The sequence below is a fragment of the Paraburkholderia sp. Ac-20347 genome, assembly GCF_017104805.1.
GTDB lineage: Bacteria > Pseudomonadota > Gammaproteobacteria > Burkholderiales > Burkholderiaceae > Paraburkholderia > Paraburkholderia tropica.
The window spans coordinates 15,500-31,295 of record NZ_JAAGPN010000003.1 but is presented as its reverse complement, the minus strand read 5'-3'; the positions used below and the strand labels follow the sequence as shown (position 1 = coordinate 31,295).

Below are 15,796 nucleotides of genomic sequence, written 5' to 3'. Positions count from 1 at the left end.
TTTCGGCGCTACAACGCCGAAATTGTTGGAGCCGGCATAACTTGACGTCATGGCCGGTTGAGCGGCGGAGCGGCCGCTTTCAGGGATGCGCGCTGGGGATTTGCGTGCGCGTTGAAACGACGGTTGGTGTCGTAGAGGATGAGGTGAGAGCGTTACGTGTGTCGGCCGTCGACGCTTATCCGCGTATCACTTCGCTGCCGGTGCGGCGGCCAGCAAGCCGCGCAGGAACACCATGATCATGCGCCCGATCGGCACTTCGGAGAGCATGGGCCGCTGCAATGCGAGCCCTTGCGAGAGCCCCATGAAGGCCGCGGCCAGCACGGCCGGCGATTCCGGCGGCACCTTGTCCAGCCTCGCGAAGATCTGCGTGATGCAATAGGTCAGGCCATCGCGGTGCGCGTTCAGCAGTGCCTCGGACGCCGTGGCGAAGAGGGGATTGCGACGGCCCTGAAGCTTGAATTCCACGCCCAGCACCGACCACTCCGGCTCGGCGTCGAGCGTCTGCGCCCAGATCTCCAGCGCATTCAATATCTGCTCCGCTGATGCCGACGGGTCGCCTAGCGCCCGCGCAATGTCGGTGACTTGCGCCTTCGAACGCTCCTGCATCAATTCCACGAACAAGTCTTCCTTGCTGGCGAAATTCGAATAGAACGCGCCCTGCGTGTAACCCGCCTCGGCCGCGATATCCCTGAGCGAGGTCGCGCCGAAGCCTTTTTCGACAAACAGGCGTTTTGCGGCGGCGAGCAAATGCGCGCGAGTCTGCAATCGACTTTCTTCGCGGCTCAGCCGCGGTGGGGAGGGGGCCGCGTTCATGGCCGCAAGGATATCAGTTGATATTTAAATTTCAAATGGATATTATTACATTCGCATATCAACTGATATGTGAATGTAATGACAATACCCGTGCATTTCACCAGGACCTAACGAGCGCGCCTGCAAAGGCAGGGCGCGCGCATTGGCAATAAAACTGGACGTGCATTGCACTAACCAGGCCATGCAATACGGAAAGAGCGCATGAACAACAAGGTCAGAGTGTTGGAGAAGCAACTCGTGCAACTCAATGAACGCATTACGGCCGCCTGGCAACAGGAACAGAAAGCCGCTATCGAGCACATTCGCCAGGTCATGAATGTTTTCAACCTGGTGCCGAATCAATTACGTGTCGATCGGCGCGGTATCTATAACACCAGGCCTGTTCAGATGAAGTATCAGGATCCCGTGACGGGCGCGACCTGGAGCGGTCGCGGGCGCGCGCCGTCGTGGATACGCAATCGAAGCTATCACGACTTTCTGGTGCGGCAGCCTGAAGAGGTTGAAGCCAATGGAAAAGGGAAGTCCAGTCGGTCGAACGCCGATCGGAATCAGAATAACAAGCGATGAAAAAGCGCCGCGTTGAGAAAAGATAATGCGGCGCTCAGCGCACCGATTAGTGTGGCCGGCATTTACATTGCGCATTGCGCTTTGAGACTTGCGCGCGCGGGAATGTGTATATGCCGCGGCGCGTGCGAGCACGCGCCGGGCAAACTCTGATTCTGATGGAATCCCGAGCGGGATCTCTGGCAATCGTTTTTACGCTGCGTCGGGCTGCTCGCGCATGCGGCGGGCTTCGTCGCGCAGGAACTGCTGGTAATCGTCCAGATCGCCGTCGAAGGGTTCGACGCCGCCCTTGGTGACCAGCCAGAATTCGTCGCAGACGGCGCGCAGCAGCGCGCGGTCGTGGCTGACCAGCATCACTGTCCCTTCGAATTCATTCAGCGCCATGGCAAGCGCTTCACGCGTGGCGAGGTCGAGGTGGTTGGTCGGCTCGTCGAGCAGCAGCAGGTTGGGGCGCTGCCACACGATCATGCACAACACCAGTCGCGCCTTTTCGCCGCCGCTCATCGTGCGCACGGCCTGGTGGACTGTATCGCCGCTGAAATTGAAGGTGCCGAGGAAGGTGCGAAGCGATTGCTCGGTGCCGCTCTGGCCGGGCGCGCGCATATGCGGCGGCGTGTCCCGCGCGAGGCGGATCATGTGTTCCATCGGCGTGTCTTGCGGGCGCAGCACGTCCAGCTCCTGCTGCGCGAAATAGCCGATGTTCAGCCCCTTGCCCTCGCTGATTTCACCGGCAATCGGCGCGAGCGCGTGCGCCACCGTCTTCACGAGCGTGGACTTGCCCTGGCCGTTCGCGCCGAGAATGCCGATGCGCTGCCCGGCCAGCACGGAGCGATTGATGCCGCGCACGATGACCGTGGGCGGCGTGTCCGGCGCTGCATCCTCCGGCGCGGGGTAACCGAAGCTCGCGTCCAGCATCGACAACAGCGGGTTCGGGACGTTGAGCGGTTCCTTGAATTCGAAGGTGAACTCCGCGTCCGCCAGAACCGGCGCGATCTTCTCCATGCGCTCGAGCGCCTTGACCCGGCTCTGCGCCTGTTTCGCCTTCGAAGCCTTGGCCTTGAAGCGGTCGATGAACTTCTGCAGATGGGCGATCTTGTCCGCCTGGCGGGCGAGCGCCGCTTGCTGCAACTCGAGCTGTTCGGCGCGCATGTCTTCGAACTTGCTGTAGTTGCCGCCGTAGCGCACCAGCTTCGCGTTATCGACGTGCACGGTCACCTGCGTCACGGCATCGAGGAATTCGCGGTCATGGCTGATCACGACCAACGTGCCCTGATAGCGCTTGAGCCACGCTTCCAGCCAGACCAGTGCGTCGAGGTCCAGGTGGTTCGTCGGTTCGTCGAGCAGCAGCAGATCGGACGGGCACATCAGCGCGCGCGCCAGCTGGAGTCGCATGCGCCAGCCGCCGGAGAAGCTGTTGACCGGCTGATCGAGCTGCGCGGCCGTGAAGCCAAGCCCCAGAATGAGCGCCTGGGCGCGTGCGGGCGCATCGTGAGCGCCGGCGTCGTGCAAGGCCATGTAGGCGTGCGCCATGCGCATGCCGTCGTCGCTGGCCTCGGCGGCGGCGACTTCGGACTGGGCCGCCAGAAGGGCCGTGTCGCCCTCGACCACGAAGTCGGTTGCGCCCTGTTCGGTTTCCGGCATGTCCTGCGCGACTTGACCCATCCGCCACGCGGCGGGAATCGAGAATTCGCCGCTGTCTTCGTGCAGCGAGCCGTTGAGCAGGCCGAAGAAGGACGACTTGCCGGCGCCATTGCGGCCGACAAGACCGATCTTTTCGCCGGGGGTGAAAGTGACGGTGGCGCTGTCGAGCACGACCTTGACGCCGCGGCGCAGCGTGACATTACGGACGGAAATCATAAGAAGCTACTTCGGAGAGGAATGGCATGATAGCCGACCGGGCGGACCATGCTGTCTTTTTTGAGCGGTTGGGCTGGCTGCGGTTTGCGCAAACCAGCCGGCGGCGCGCGTTCCTCAGTCCAAAGCCAGATAACCCGGTGTTTCCGGCAGATACGCGCTTTCACCCCATTCCGTTTCGACGACCGAGGTGAAATCGCAGGTTTGGAGCGCGGCGGTATCGGCACTCGCAATCGGACGTTTTCGCATGGCTTGCCGCAGGATCTGAGGCGCGTGCTCGTAAAAGCGTTCGAGTTGTCGTGCATCCGATGCGTGGGGCGCGAGGCCGAAAACATCCTCGAGCGCCCGGCGGGACAGATGAAAACGCTGAAGTCCGCGAATCACGCGAACCTGAAATACGACCCCATCACTATTGTGAGGGATTGCAGCCCACACCAGCGCACTGCCCATACTATGCCCCCATTTTGGCGACAAACCTGAATTGAGGTTTGTTACCCCATGATGGCTTTAAAAAATCGATTTCAAAAATGCGAGCGCCCGATTTTGCATTTTCACCACACGAAAAGGGCGAGCGTTGATTGCCGCTTCGGCGCACGCGCTCGCTCGGGTGCGAAGGTGCCGAGAGAGCGCGCCAGGTCGGTGCGGTTTTATCCGCGCGTATCGACCCAGTTGCGCGCCCAGCGCGTCGAATATTCCAGCGCCTGTTCTTCGCTCTCGAAGTAGTCGAGCGAATAGAACCGGTAGGAGGCTTCGGCTTGCGCGTTGTTGGTGCGTTCGAGAAGCAGATTGGATGAAAAACACCCGTCAGGCAAACGATGTGCGGACGGTTGGACGGCATAGCCGTTGTACTGCTGAATATGTTTGGTATGCATTTTTAATTCTATTAATGTCTGAATGCGCGCGACGTGAAGACGTGCACGGGCAAGCCGATTCAAAGCCATTGCGAGCCGAATCTGAAGCAGACGGAAAGCGAAAGGGCGTAGGAGCCGAAGGGGAGAATGAGGTGCAACGAGGCGTGTGGCGTCGGGATGGTTGCCGGATATAAGGGGCAACTCAATGTGACCGCGCCAACTTAGGGAGACATTGCTCCGCGAGGGTGTCGCTGCAACCCGGCCGCCGTTGTCGGAGGCCGGGTCCTTCAAACTTTACAGCGGCTTGATGTTAGCCGCTTGCAGACCCTTCGGGCCTTGCTTCGTTTCGAAGCTCACCTTCTGGTTTTCAGCGAGCGTCTTGAAGCCGTCGGTCTTGATCTCGGAGAAATGAGCGAACAGGTCGTCGCCACCCTTGTCCGGGGTGATGAAGCCAAAGCCCTTGCTGTCGTTGAACCACTTAACGGTACCGGTTTCCATGAAAAATCCTTGGTGATAAAAAACGAGATTTCACTCTCATAAAAGAGAGTACGTGAAGCGACAAGGAGAGAGAGGACCACGAATACCGCTGAGGAGCGAGCAATTGATGAACAGCAATCGAACTTCTTGACCTTCGGGCGACACACTAACCTTGCGGACGTGTCAGCGTCAAGATCTGATTTGTAACTGTTTTGCCATGCGCCTGTCTGGCGGCTGCCGAATGTGGCCCTGAATCCCAGTCTCGCTTGTCGTTGCTGGGTCAGTAGCGCTTTTTCGGCGGCATCGACCGCTTGATCTGCTTGCGCACGCGCGCGACCGCAGCAGCCTTTTTGCGCTTGCGGACCGTAGTCGGCTTTTCGTAAGCGGTCCGGGCACGCAGCTCCGTAATCAGGCCAGTGCGCTCGATGGCGCGACGGAAGCGGCGCAGTGCAACGTCCACGGGTTCGTCGGGTTTCAGAATTACAGTAGTCAACGCATTCCTTTGTTGTGATCCGGCACGACTGAAAAAAGCGACAGGGCGCTATTTCTCTCTGCAAGGCAGCGTTCGGGCGGATCGTGGTGAGCATCAGCGACGCGTGTGCTGACGCCTCGCTGCAACGCAAGTGTAACAATTGCGGGCGCTTTTCGGGCGTATTAAAGGGAAAACGCCGAGAAAGCCCGGTGCTGGCGGCGATCTCCGCTTCATCGCTGGGCGCCCGGATCGTCCTTGGTGAGCAGGAGCGTAATCGGACGCGTGGCCGGAAACGCGGAAAAGATAATCGTCAGCGCGACGGTGCCGGGAATCGCCAGAAACGAACCGGCGGCGCCCCACATCGCGGTCCACACCGCGAGGCTCATCAAAATGACTGCGGGGCTCAGATTCATCGAGCCCGCCATCAACCACGGGTCGAGCACGTTGCCCATCACGAAGTTGATGGAGGCCAGCACGATCAGAATCGCGAGCGGCTCGCTCCATTGTCCGAACTGCAGCGCGGCGAGCAAGCCCGGTAGCACGACCGAAATAAGCGAGCCCGCATAAGGAACGAAATTCAGCACGACAATCAGCACGGCGAGGAGAGAAGCGAATTCCAGTCCGGCTATCCACATGCAGATCCAGCTCAGCACGCCGACCACCACGCCGAGCAGGGCTTTCAGCGCGAGATAGGTGCCAATCTTGGAGTTGATGGCGTAAATGAGCGGCGCGAGATTGGTCTTTCCGCCCATGACCGTGAAGAGCTTATGCTGAAACCGGCCGATCTCCATCATGAAGAACAGCGTGTAAAGCATGACGAGCAGCGTCGTGGCCAATATCGACGAAATGGAGCCGACCAGCACCGAAATCATCGATTTGATATTGAAAGTGTCGAGAAGAATCCGCCGAAAAGCCGTCCACGACGCATCGGTTTCGATATGCAGCAGCGCCGCCATTTTGCCGAGCAGCGCAAGCAAGGTGGCCTCGTATTTCGGGCCGACTGCTTCGATTCGCTCACTGTCGATCAGCAATAGCTCGATCGCGCCGTATGCGACGGCGAATATGAGCAAGGCCGAACACCAATAGCGCACGCCCGCGCGCAAACGCGCGCCGAGATGCGGCAAACGATGCAGCATCTCGGCGAGTCCGTAAATGACGTAGCAGGTGATGATCGAGAACGCGATCGGTATCAGAACCGGACGTCCAACGTACAGTACCGTGCCGGCAATGAACGTAATGATGCTGATACACGTGGCCGTAATGAGTTCTCGACGCATGCCTTGTGGAGTCGGGGAATGGGCCAGGGCGGTTGTGTGCGAATGTGGCGATGCGCTGAACTAGAATTCCACCGCGTCGCGAATGATCGGACACGTCATGCAATGTCCGCCGCCGCGACCTCGTCCCAGTTCCGCACCGACTATCGTCACGACTTCGATGCCGGCCTTGCGCAGCAGCGTATTCGTGTACGTGTTGCGGTCATAGGCAAACACGACGCCGGGCGAGGTGCAAACGAGATTCGCGCCGCTGTCCCACTGCGTGCGCTCGCGCTGATAATCGCTGCCTCCCGCTTCCACCACGCGCATTTTCTTCAGCCCCAGCGCTTCGGTCACGACATCCACGAAGGACTTCTTTTCCTGATGCAATTCCACACCGGCGGGATGATCGCTCGGCCGATAGGAGAACGTGCGCGTGCGCGCCATGAAATCCGGTGCGATCAGGACGCAGTCGCGATCGGCGAATGTAAATACGGTGTCGAGATGCATGGCCGCGCGGATCTTCGGCATGGCCGCCACGATCACGCGCTCGGCTGCGCCACGTTTGAACAGGGTCGCCGCGAGCTGGCTGATCGCCTGACGAGACGTGCGTTCGCTCATGCCGATGAGCACGGTCTTGTTGCCGATCGGCATGACATCGCCGCCTTCGAGCGTGGCCAATCCGTGATCCTCGGTCGGATCGCCCCACCAGACATTGACCTTGCCTGCGAAGTCCGGATGGAATCGATAAATCGCGGCCGCAAGAATCGTTTCCTCATGGCGCGCGGGCCAATAGAGCGGATTGAGCGTCACGCCGCCGTATATCCAGCAGGTCGTGTCGCGTGTATAAAGCGTGTTCGGCAACGGTGCGAGAAGATATTCCGTTGCGCCCGCCGCTTCGCGCACGACCTTGAGCGCCGCGCCGCCGTGGGCTTCGGGGAAGTCGTGAATCGAGAGGCCGCCCAGCAGTGTTTCAGCCAGCGCGCGATCGTTGAGTCCTTCCAGATAGCTGCGCAATTCGTCGAGAAAACCGAGGCCGACCTGATTGGGAACGATCTGGTTATCGAGGATCCATTTTTTCCCCTCGGGCACGGCGACCGTTTCGGCGAGCAGGTTATGCATCTCCACGACTTCCACGCCGCGGTCGCGCATCTTCGTGACGAAATCGAAGTGATCGCGTTTGGCGTTGTCGACCCAGAACACGTCGTCGAATAGCAGCTCGTCGCAGTTGCTGGGCGTGAGGCGGGAGTGCGCAATGCCGGGCGCGCACACCATGACTTTCCTGAGTTGCCCCACTTCCGAATAGACCCCAAGCGGGCTTTCGGATTGGGTCGATTTCTCATCAGCAGTTTTAGGCTTTGTCACGTCGATCTCCGCTCGTAATGGCTAGAGTTGAATGGAGCCAGTGGCCATCAAGACAATGCCCGCGATGGCGGCCAGCGTTGCCACGATGAAAATGATCCAGTCGCTTCCACGAACGAAGACTGGGATGTTCCGTTCTCGCCGCGCCCAGACATAAAGCGCGGTACCCGGTGCATAGAGAATTGCGGATAGCAATATGAAAGTCAGTCCACCCGCGATGATCATGAATACGGTATAGATCACGGCGATTGCCGCAAAAGTCAGATCGCGATTGCGTTCCTCGGGGCGTATCTCGTAGCTCTCCGAGCGTTTGGCGATCATCAGTCCGTAGGCGGCCACGAAGAGATAGGGAATCAGCGACATCGAACTGGTGAGGTTGAGCATCAATGCGAAGGCGTCGCTGGAAAAATAGGTGCTCGCGACCAGAAGCTGAATGATGATGTTGGTGATCCAGAGTGCGTTGGCCGGAACGCCGTTCGCGTTTTCGCGCGAGAACAGGGCGGGCATGTCTTCGTTGCGTGCTGCGGCGAACATGACTTCCGCACAGATCAGCGACCACGCCAGATAGGCGCCGAGGACCGAGACTACGAGCCCGATACTCACGAAAATCGCGCCCCACGGGCCGACCAGACTTTCGAGCACGGCGGCCATCGAAGGCTGACGCATGCCGGCCACGTCGCCGCGTGGCAAGATCGCGAACGGCAGCATCGAAACGAGCACCATGAGCGCCGTCACCGCGCAAAAACCGAATATCGTCGCCCGGCCCACATCGGTGCGTTCTTTCGCGTAGCGGGAGTACACACTCGCGCCTTCGATACCGATGAAGACGAAGACCGTCACCAGCATCGTTGCGCGCACTTGCTGGACGATGCTGCCTTCCTGAGCCGCGGCCTGAATGTTCAGCTTGAACATGTCGAGCTTGAACGCGAACACCAGAATGACGATGAAGACGACGATGGGGACGACCTTCGCAACGGTCACGACGGTGTTAATGAACGCCGCCTGTTTCACGCCACGCAGGATCAAAAAATGAAAGAGCCAAATGCCGATCGACGCGACGATGATCGCGACTAGCGTGTTGCCGTTTCCGAAGACGGGAAAAAAAGCGCCAAGCGTCGATTTGATCAGCACCCAGTACGACACGTTACCGATGCAGCTGCCAATCCAGTATCCGAACGCGGAGAGAAAGCCGGGGTAATCGCCGAAGCCGACTTTCGCATAGACGAAAACGCCTGCGTCGAGATTGGGCTTGCGTTCCGCGAGCGCCTGAAAAACGCGCGCAAGTGCATACATGCCCGCACCGGCGATTATCCACGCGATCGCTGCGCCCACGGGCCCCGTTGCGTTTGCAAACGTACGTGGCAACGAGAAGATGCCCGCGCCTATCATGCCGCCGACGACCATGGCGGTCAGCTGCATGCGACTCATTTTCTGTACGGATTCACTCATCGGAGTCCTCATCGTCTCGTGTTGTAGTTCGTCGAGCAGCGCGTCAGGCCGATCAGAAAAGCGTGTGCTTATTTACAAATATGAATCCAGTGGAGCGTTGTTTTCGATGTTTTGAACAAATGGGAATTACCGCGTCACGCGGACCGTATGGGCGCCAAACAGAACGCGCACGCGATCGCCCGGCGAAAAAGGCTGGTCTGCATCTTGCGTGACGGCGATTAATTGTCCCGAATCGAGTCGCACGGAAATCTCCAATCCGGCGCGTCGCGTTGCATTCGATTCGATCGCATTACCCGCCATACCGCCGAGTACCGCGCCGCCGATGCCCGCTGCCAGCGAGCCGTTGCCGCGCCCAATCGTGCTGCCGGCTGCAATGCCGCCCAGTGCGCCGCCTGCGATCGCGCCTACGCCGCTTTGCTGCGGCTGGATGGTAACGGGGCGTACCCATTCGACCACGCCCACTTCGACTACCTGTGCTTGCTGCGCTTGAGAAGGCGTAAACGTGCTGGCGGAGGTGGGATGCTCGCAGGCAGTCAGAGAAAAAATCGAAGCCGCGCAAACCATGCAAGTCAAGGCAAGCGTTCGCATCATGCTTTCCAATGGTGAGTCAATCACGATGTCTCGCCAGACATCCCATGAGAACGTTGCAAAAGATTAGTCGCTTTGGAATGATCACGCCAGTTATGTGTATTGCAATGCCGATGCGTCGATAACTATGTTCGCAATCTTTATCGAAAATTGTCATCAGATAGTGGCGGATAAAAATTCTGGATTAAGATGATTCAGACATCGTTCCATAACTTCGAATTCGGGGAGTCATCGGAGCGAAATGTTTTTCTAAGCGATGCTAATGTTTTGTGCTTTGCGGTAGCTTTCTTTATACGCAAAGAGGCATGCTGCCTTCGTGGCGAATAGCTCGCCGCAGTGTCCATGATAAGGAGGAGGTTGCATGGCACGGGAACCCGCATTTCGCAGGCGACACGGGTTGCGAGCGGCACCACGCGCGCGAATGCTGGCATGCTCCGCACTTTCCATCACGACGTACGCCGGGTACGTGCCAACGAGTAGCGCGGCGGTGTCGGTCATGCGACCGCCGCGAGAAGCGAGGTCCGACGAACCGCTCGTCGTGACGATCGTCTATTCCGGCGACGCGCCAACCGGTTCCTCGTTCGATGTGCCACGCACCTTGCTCATCACGCTCACGAATGGCGAGCAACAGCCTCGGGCCGTTCAGATCACGCGCGAGCCGGGTGCGCCAGAGCATCTGAAGCTCGCGGCAGGCGAGATGAAGGCGGTGAGCTATAGCGCGCCGTGGCCGGACTGGGCGCGCGGCGCGGTTCGCGTGGATGTGCCAGGCGTGGACGTGTCGCCTTCGCTGGTTCTGCTGACTCGCAAGGCGAATATCGCCGCCAATAACGCGACGTCCGGAGCGGCGGCAGCCTCTGCAACGCAAACGGCGACAGCGGTTTCGAGCACGCCCGGCAACACGCAGACCGACGACGTCATGGCGGGCAACGAAGTCATGGCCACGCAGATGCCGCTGTCGTCGGTCAAACCATCGAACGCGGTGATTCCCGATCTCGGTACATTTCTGGCGGGCCGTTTCTCATTCTATGAGCCCACGTACTTCGCGGACGGCTGGTCATCCGACGAAACCAGTCTTGCCAAATTCCAGATCAGTTTGAAATTCCGCTTTGTATTGCCCGACGATCCGCGCTCGCGGGGCTTCGTCGACAATCTCTACTTTGCCTACACACAGACTTCCCTGTGGGATATCCGCAAGTATTCCGCGCCGTTCCGCGATACGAGCTACAAGCCTGCGCTGTTCTACTATCTCGCGGACACGGGTTGGAAAGCCAACTGGTTTAGCCGCATGGGCATCGAGACGGGCTACGAGCACGAATCGAACGGGCGCGACGGACCCGAGTCGCGCGGTATCGACATTCTGTACGTCAAGCCGATCTGGGATTTCGGCGATATTCACGCGAATCATCTGACGATCGCGCCGAAGGTCTATTGGTATGAGCATATTGCCGGAGAGAATTCGGATATTGCCGACTACCGCGGCTATGTGGATCTGCTGATCAAATACGGCAGCCCGGATGGCTGGCAACTCGCAACGACGCTGAGAAAAGGCACGAAATCGACGTACGGCAGCGTCAATGCGGAATTCACTTATCCGTTGGCCAAGCTGTTCGGCAACGCGTGGGGCGGGTACCTGTGGGTTGGCTATTTCAACGGCTATGGCGAAGATATTCTCGACTACAACCAGCACCGCTGGGCCGCGCGTATCGGCTTCAGCCTCTCGCGCTAGCGCAAGCGCGGCGCGATTGGCTGCGCCGCATAAACGCACTGCCTTCGCAGCGTAGGCCGAAGCTTCCAGCAAGAGAACGGAGAATGGCATGAAGCGGCCCGCAACACCGCAACCGTTGTCGTTATTCGAAGCGCTGGTGCCTATCGCGGCGCTCATTCTGCTTGTCGGACTTTCCTATTATTTGTTCGGCAACGAAGGCGCAAACGGGCCAAACCAGGTGGCGCTCGTCGTGGCGGGCATGCTCGCGGTCTTTGTCGGCTGGCGGCGCGGTCATTCGCTCGCGTCGTTGGGCGAGGCCGCCAACGCGAGCATCAGTTCCGGCGTGGGCGCCATACTGATTCTGTTCGCGGTGGGCGCGCTGATCGGAACATGGGCGCTTTGCGGCACGATCGTCGCAATGGTCTATTACGGATTGAAGTTGCTGAGCCCGGATTACTTTTACGTGACCGCAGCGTCGATCTGTGCGCTGATTTCATTTTGCATCGGCACGTCGTGGACCGTCGCAGGAACGATAGGAATTGGCTTGATGGGCATTGCCCAGAGTATGGGACTGAGCACGGCCATCACAGCGGGCGCCGTGATCTCCGGTGCGTATTTCGGCGACAAGTCGTCGCCACTTTCCGATTCTGCGAATCTGGCAGCGGCTGCGGCGGGCGTTGGCCTTTACGAGCACGTGCGAGAGACACTCGTGACGTCCCTTGTCGCGCTGGTGATTACGCTATTTGTTTTCTATTGGCTTGGTGAACCGAATGACTTCGATGCCAGTTCGGAAGTGGCTGCCATGCAGAATGCGTTTCATCTTTCACCGGTGCTGTTTGCGCCGCTCATTCTGGTCGTGCTGCTGACGCTCCTCAGAATGCCGCCCTTTACGACGATTTTTCTCGGCGCACTGGCAGGCGGCGTCGTGGCCGCCGTGGTCGCGCCGGGGCGCGTGATCACTTTCGCGGCGGCACGCGAGGGCGTGCCGGACTGGATCGCCGTGATCAAAGGCATCTGGCTGGCCATCGCGAGCGGCTACAGGTCGACGACTGGCGAACCGGTGATCGACGCGCTGCTCACGCGCGGCGGGATGGACAGCATGTTGAATACGATCTGGCTCATCATTGCAGCGCTGGGATTTGGCGGCGTGGTGGAGAAGTGCGGCGTCATTGAACGACTCATTGCGCCCGTGGTCAGCTGGGCTAAAGGCCGCGGTGCGCTGGTGGCTTCCGTGGTTGCGGCCACCGTAGCCACGAACGTGGTGGCGGCAGATCAGTTTATTGCCGTTGTGCTGCCCGCGAGAATGTTCAAGAACGCGTTTGCGGCGCGTGGCTACGCGCCTATCGTGCTATCGCGCTCAGCGGGGGATTCGGCCACCACGACGGGAGCATTGATACCCTGGAACAGTTGCGGCGCGTATATGGCCGCGACGCTTGGTGTATCCACGTTCGTCTACGGCCCTTACGCGGTGTTTTGCGTGTTGAGTCCGATCATCACCATAGCGTTTGCGTACGCGGGCATCCGCATGCCGCGCATTCCTCACGCAGCTGCGGACGCGTCGGAAAACAAGGCGCCTGAGTGACACGCACATCGATCATTCAACCTAGAATCGATGTCGAATGCCGATGCTCACCAGTATCTGGTTGTCGGTGCTCGCCTGATTGCCATAGGAGCCAATCGACGCGGTTGCCGAGACAAGGCCGCCACCCGTACCACCTTGCGATGGCACACGTTGTTCTCCGGCCGCATGCTGCCACGCGCCCACGAGGTACAGGTCCGTTCGTTTCGACAGCGCATAGTCGCCGCCCAGCGACACCTGGTTATACGTTGCGGATGCGTCGCCCGTTGCACGGACATAGGCATAACCGACGCCGATCAGACTCGCAGGCGTGATCTGATAACCGACGAAGGCGCGACCAATGTTGTATCGCTGCGTATTCTGGAAAGCCGATGCGGCGTCAGGCTTGTACTGTGCGTTGCTGTAACTGATGTTGCCCGTGAATTGCCCGTCTTCATACTGAAATGCAACGGAGGCAATACCAATCGATTTGGCCGTAATGTAAGCGCTGTTGATGCCGGCAGAGTCCGGGAATCCGGAGTTGAAGGTGGCTGCGCCAGTCGTTCCCCCCCATCCGGTGCGCGGTACCGACGAGGCGAGGTTGTCGGTGTGAAAGTAGCCCGCCGCCATGCTGAATGGGCCGCCCGAATAACCGGCTGCGGCGGACCACGATTGCCCCGATCCGGTCGATCCCGCCTGGCCGCCCAGCGCATACATGCCCTCGATTTGTACGCCATAGAATTTCGGCGAGACGTATTTGATCGAGTTATCGACGCGGAAACTGTTGTCGTTATTGTCGACGTCGCCAGGTGTCGCGAAGGGTGCGCCGAAATAGCCGTCACCGGTCAGCGGTTGAATCATGTCGACGAGCGGATCGTATTGACGCCCGGCGGTCACGGTGCCCCAGGTTTCCGCACTCAGGCCGACATAGGCTTCGCGACCAAAAAGCCGGCCACCCTGGCCGAGTTTTCCGGTGTTGATGTCGAAGCCGTTTTCCAACTGGAATATGGCCTGGAGACCGCCGCCGAGATCCTCGTTGCCTTTCAGGCCGAACCGGTTTCCTTGAAGATTTCCGCCAAACATTTGCCAGAGATGCCCACCGGACGGCGTTGCATTGCTGACATATTGAACCGATTGATCGAGTAGGCCATAAAGCGTGACGCTGCTTTGAGCGCTGGCGCTGCTTGCGGCGCCAAGGAGTGCCAGTGAAACGGTGCAAAGAGGCATTGACTTCATCGTGTCTCCTTTGTCACGTCGCTGTGCCGCGAAGCGGTGGCCTGCCATACGGTTGCTTATGCCAGCGCGTGCCTGTCAGTTTGTGTTTCGAAGAAGAACATTCGCATACGTCATTAAAAAATCGATGTCGAGTTGACAGGTTTCAGCGTATTTCATGTTGATTTGGATGACTAAGAAATTTTTCGGATAAAAGAGGATTCTGAAATTTATGATGCTTTTTCACCACATGAAAGTGGAGTCAGTCGGGCGAGATCAGTCCGGCTCTCGACCGTCTTCCCATCGCGGATCGGCGGTGATCTGTATGGTTAGACGATTTTCGATTGGAATCGACCCTAGCGACTTCCATATCTGTTCTCGCAGGCTGTCCTGCGCGCCAATATCCCGCAATGTCGACATGGCCTCGACAAGCATATTGATCTCGACGAAATTGCGTCTTCCGGCCTGAACGACATGGGTGTAATGGCGAATGATGCCGAACTCGCGACTGATGTCGTCGAGCATGGTTTCAATGTCCAGACGCGGATTGTTCTCTTCCGGCGTCATGTGTAGCAATTCTGCGAAGCTGCTGCGAATGATCTTCACGGGAACGAGGAGGAAAAGCAGCGACAAGCCCGTTGTCATGATGCTGTCGACGTACGGGTACCATTGATCCCGAATTCCCATCGGCAGCACGGAATAGACAAAAAAACCGAGCAGCGTGGCCGCGCTGAACGCGAATTTCATGACCCATTTAAAACTGTCAGTCTTTAAAAGTTTGGAGTTAATCCGTCTGGCTGTTGCTTTTTTGTAAATGACCATCGCGAAACAGACCACACAGCTCGCGACGCTAAACCAGATGACGCCACGCGCGTCGATTGCGTGACCGCCCGAGCGAATGCCTTCTATGCCGTTTACGAGGCCGTAGACGCAGACAATGAACATCATCAGGCCGTTGATGCCGTTTACGAGCGGCTCGAGAAACCAGAATCCATACTGAAACCGCTCCGTCGCGGGCCGGTTGACGAGCGACGCGGTCAGCCACCCCAAAGCGGAACTGACGAAATTGAGCAGATAAAAAATAGCGGTCAGGATCAGCGTGTCGGACTGCACGAAAAAGCCGTAGCCGACGTTGGAGACGAAGCCCAGGCAAACCACGTACATCGAGACCTTCATGGCGCGCTGTTCGGCCGTCGCCAGCAGGGATCGTTTCAGGGCGGATCGGATGGACATGGAGTCTTTCCATACCTGGAGGCGCGTCGATACAGGAGGGCCATCGTGTGCGATTCGTTAGGATACGTTTGCGAGAAATGGCATAAAAAATGGCATAACACGGCGGACTCGCGAGTTTTGAATTTCCACCTCACGTATTTCTGCGCGGCTCAATCGAATGATCAATACCGCGCGGGTTCGACTGCCTGATCATAATCGCTATTTAAACGAGTCGATGCGCAGATTGCCGGTGCGTCGCGTATGAAACTCGCTTTTAGATATTCAGCTATGCTCGCTTCAAATCGGATCGCGTACTTTTTCGCAGCCGATTCATTCAGCGACGTTCACGAACGTTTATGCATCGCTGATCGTGCGTTGAATGGCCTTTAGGCAACGTCACTGAGAGGGGACGGATGAGCATCGTGG

Annotated in this window: 15 protein-coding genes; 3 read left to right on the top strand and 12 right to left on the bottom strand. The window is 58.6% G+C overall.

The features are described 5' to 3' along the window. Positions 1-186 precede the first annotated feature (186 nt). Positions 187-765: a TetR/AcrR family transcriptional regulator gene (locus G3N97_RS01265; protein WP_241030296.1), complete on the bottom strand. Its 579-nt coding sequence runs from the start codon at positions 763-765 to the stop codon at positions 187-189. A gap of 249 nt (positions 766-1,014) precedes the next feature. Here G3N97_RS01265 and G3N97_RS01260 point away from each other — a divergent pair, with 249 nt between their 5' ends. Further along, the gene (locus tag G3N97_RS01260) at positions 1,015-1,380 is read left to right on the top strand and encodes an H-NS histone family protein (RefSeq protein WP_205991526.1); all 366 of its coding nucleotides are present in this window, start codon (positions 1,015-1,017) and stop codon (positions 1,378-1,380) included. Between the two features lie 189 nt (positions 1,381-1,569). Here G3N97_RS01260 and G3N97_RS01255 read toward each other — a convergent pair whose 3' ends face one another. From G3N97_RS01255 to G3N97_RS01215, 9 genes are all read right to left on the bottom strand, one after another. Beyond that, positions 1,570-3,234 (bottom strand): ATP-binding cassette domain-containing protein, encoded by a 1,665-nt coding sequence (locus tag G3N97_RS01255; protein ID WP_205991525.1) that lies wholly within the window; start codon positions 3,232-3,234, stop codon positions 1,570-1,572. A 114-nt stretch (positions 3,235-3,348) separates the two neighbouring features. Continuing rightward, positions 3,349-3,681, bottom strand: coding sequence for a hypothetical protein (locus tag G3N97_RS01250; RefSeq protein ID WP_205991524.1), 333 nt, complete (start codon positions 3,679-3,681; stop codon positions 3,349-3,351). Positions 3,682-3,878: 197 nt separating this feature from the next. Beyond that, on the bottom strand, positions 3,879-4,103 hold the full coding sequence (locus G3N97_RS01245) for a hypothetical protein (RefSeq protein ID WP_205991523.1): 225 nt from the start codon (positions 4,101-4,103) through the stop codon (positions 3,879-3,881). A gap of 273 nt (positions 4,104-4,376) precedes the next feature. Beyond that, positions 4,377-4,580, bottom strand: a complete 204-nt coding sequence (locus G3N97_RS01240; protein WP_065065051.1) for a cold-shock protein — start codon at positions 4,578-4,580, stop codon at positions 4,377-4,379. 259 nt (positions 4,581-4,839) lie between these two features. Then, complete coding sequence (gene rpsU / locus G3N97_RS01235) at positions 4,840-5,052, bottom strand: 30S ribosomal protein S21 (protein WP_205991522.1); 213 nt, start codon at positions 5,050-5,052, stop codon at positions 4,840-4,842. A 209-nt stretch (positions 5,053-5,261) separates the two neighbouring features. Beyond that, entirely contained in the window at positions 5,262-6,308 is a 1,047-nt protein-coding gene (locus G3N97_RS01230; protein ID WP_205991521.1) for an AI-2E family transporter, read from the bottom strand. 60 nt (positions 6,309-6,368) lie between these two features. Continuing rightward, positions 6,369-7,649, bottom strand: a complete 1,281-nt coding sequence (locus G3N97_RS01225) for an arginine deiminase (protein WP_205991520.1) — start codon at positions 7,647-7,649, stop codon at positions 6,369-6,371. Between the two features lie 21 nt (positions 7,650-7,670). Next, on the bottom strand, positions 7,671-9,095 hold the full coding sequence (locus G3N97_RS01220; RefSeq protein WP_205991574.1) for a basic amino acid/polyamine antiporter: 1,425 nt from the start codon (positions 9,093-9,095) through the stop codon (positions 7,671-7,673). Positions 9,096-9,221: 126 nt separating this feature from the next. Further along, the gene (locus tag G3N97_RS01215; protein WP_205991573.1) at positions 9,222-9,659 is read right to left on the bottom strand and encodes a hypothetical protein; all 438 of its coding nucleotides are present in this window, start codon (positions 9,657-9,659) and stop codon (positions 9,222-9,224) included. A 385-nt stretch (positions 9,660-10,044) separates the two neighbouring features. On the opposite strand from G3N97_RS01215, the gene G3N97_RS01210 reads away from it, so the two are divergent. Both G3N97_RS01210 and G3N97_RS01205 read left to right on the top strand, forming a co-directional pair. Beyond that, a complete protein-coding gene (locus G3N97_RS01210; RefSeq protein ID WP_205991519.1) occupies positions 10,045-11,409 on the top strand; it encodes a phospholipase A in 1,365 nt (454 codons plus the stop codon). An 88-nt stretch (positions 11,410-11,497) separates the two neighbouring features. Beyond that, positions 11,498-12,970, top strand: a complete 1,473-nt coding sequence (locus G3N97_RS01205; RefSeq protein WP_205991518.1) for a Na+/H+ antiporter NhaC family protein — start codon at positions 11,498-11,500, stop codon at positions 12,968-12,970. A 21-nt stretch (positions 12,971-12,991) separates the two neighbouring features. On the opposite strand, the gene G3N97_RS01200 is transcribed toward G3N97_RS01205, so the two are convergent. Continuing rightward, on the bottom strand, positions 12,992-14,182 hold the full coding sequence (locus tag G3N97_RS01200; protein ID WP_205991517.1) for a porin: 1,191 nt from the start codon (positions 14,180-14,182) through the stop codon (positions 12,992-12,994). Positions 14,183-14,434: 252 nt separating this feature from the next. Beyond that, the gene (locus G3N97_RS01195) at positions 14,435-15,391 is read right to left on the bottom strand and encodes a cation diffusion facilitator family transporter (RefSeq protein WP_205991516.1); all 957 of its coding nucleotides are present in this window, start codon (positions 15,389-15,391) and stop codon (positions 14,435-14,437) included. Between the last annotated feature and the right edge of the window lie 405 nt (positions 15,392-15,796).

Bases quoted from the DNA above. Each gene is read 5' to 3' on its own strand.
- G3N97_RS01260 (WP_205991526.1), top strand. From the start codon at position 1,015: ATGAACAACAAGGTCAGAGTGTTGGAGAAGCAACTCGTGCAACTCAAT.
- G3N97_RS01255 (WP_205991525.1), bottom strand. From the start codon at position 3,234: ATGATTTCCGTCCGTAATGTCACGCTGCGCCGCGGCGTCAAGGTCGTG.
- G3N97_RS01250 (WP_205991524.1), bottom strand. From the start codon at position 3,681: ATGGGCAGTGCGCTGGTGTGGGCTGCAATCCCTCACAATAGTGATGGG.
- G3N97_RS01245 (WP_205991523.1), bottom strand. From the start codon at position 4,103: ATGCATACCAAACATATTCAGCAGTACAACGGCTATGCCGTCCAACCG.
- G3N97_RS01240 (WP_065065051.1), bottom strand. From the start codon at position 4,580: ATGGAAACCGGTACCGTTAAGTGGTTCAACGACAGCAAGGGCTTTGGC.
- G3N97_RS01230 (WP_205991521.1), bottom strand. From the start codon at position 6,308: ATGCGTCGAGAACTCATTACGGCCACGTGTATCAGCATCATTACGTTC.
- G3N97_RS01220 (WP_205991574.1), bottom strand. From the start codon at position 9,095: ATGAGTGAATCCGTACAGAAAATGAGTCGCATGCAGCTGACCGCCATG.
- G3N97_RS01215 (WP_205991573.1), bottom strand. From the start codon at position 9,659: ATGGTTTGCGCGGCTTCGATTTTTTCTCTGACTGCCTGCGAGCATCCC.
- G3N97_RS01210 (WP_205991519.1), top strand. From the start codon at position 10,045: ATGGCACGGGAACCCGCATTTCGCAGGCGACACGGGTTGCGAGCGGCA.
- G3N97_RS01205 (WP_205991518.1), top strand. From the start codon at position 11,498: ATGAAGCGGCCCGCAACACCGCAACCGTTGTCGTTATTCGAAGCGCTG.
- G3N97_RS01200 (WP_205991517.1), bottom strand. From the start codon at position 14,182: ATGAAGTCAATGCCTCTTTGCACCGTTTCACTGGCACTCCTTGGCGCC.
- G3N97_RS01195 (WP_205991516.1), bottom strand. From the start codon at position 15,391: ATGTCCATCCGATCCGCCCTGAAACGATCCCTGCTGGCGACGGCCGAA.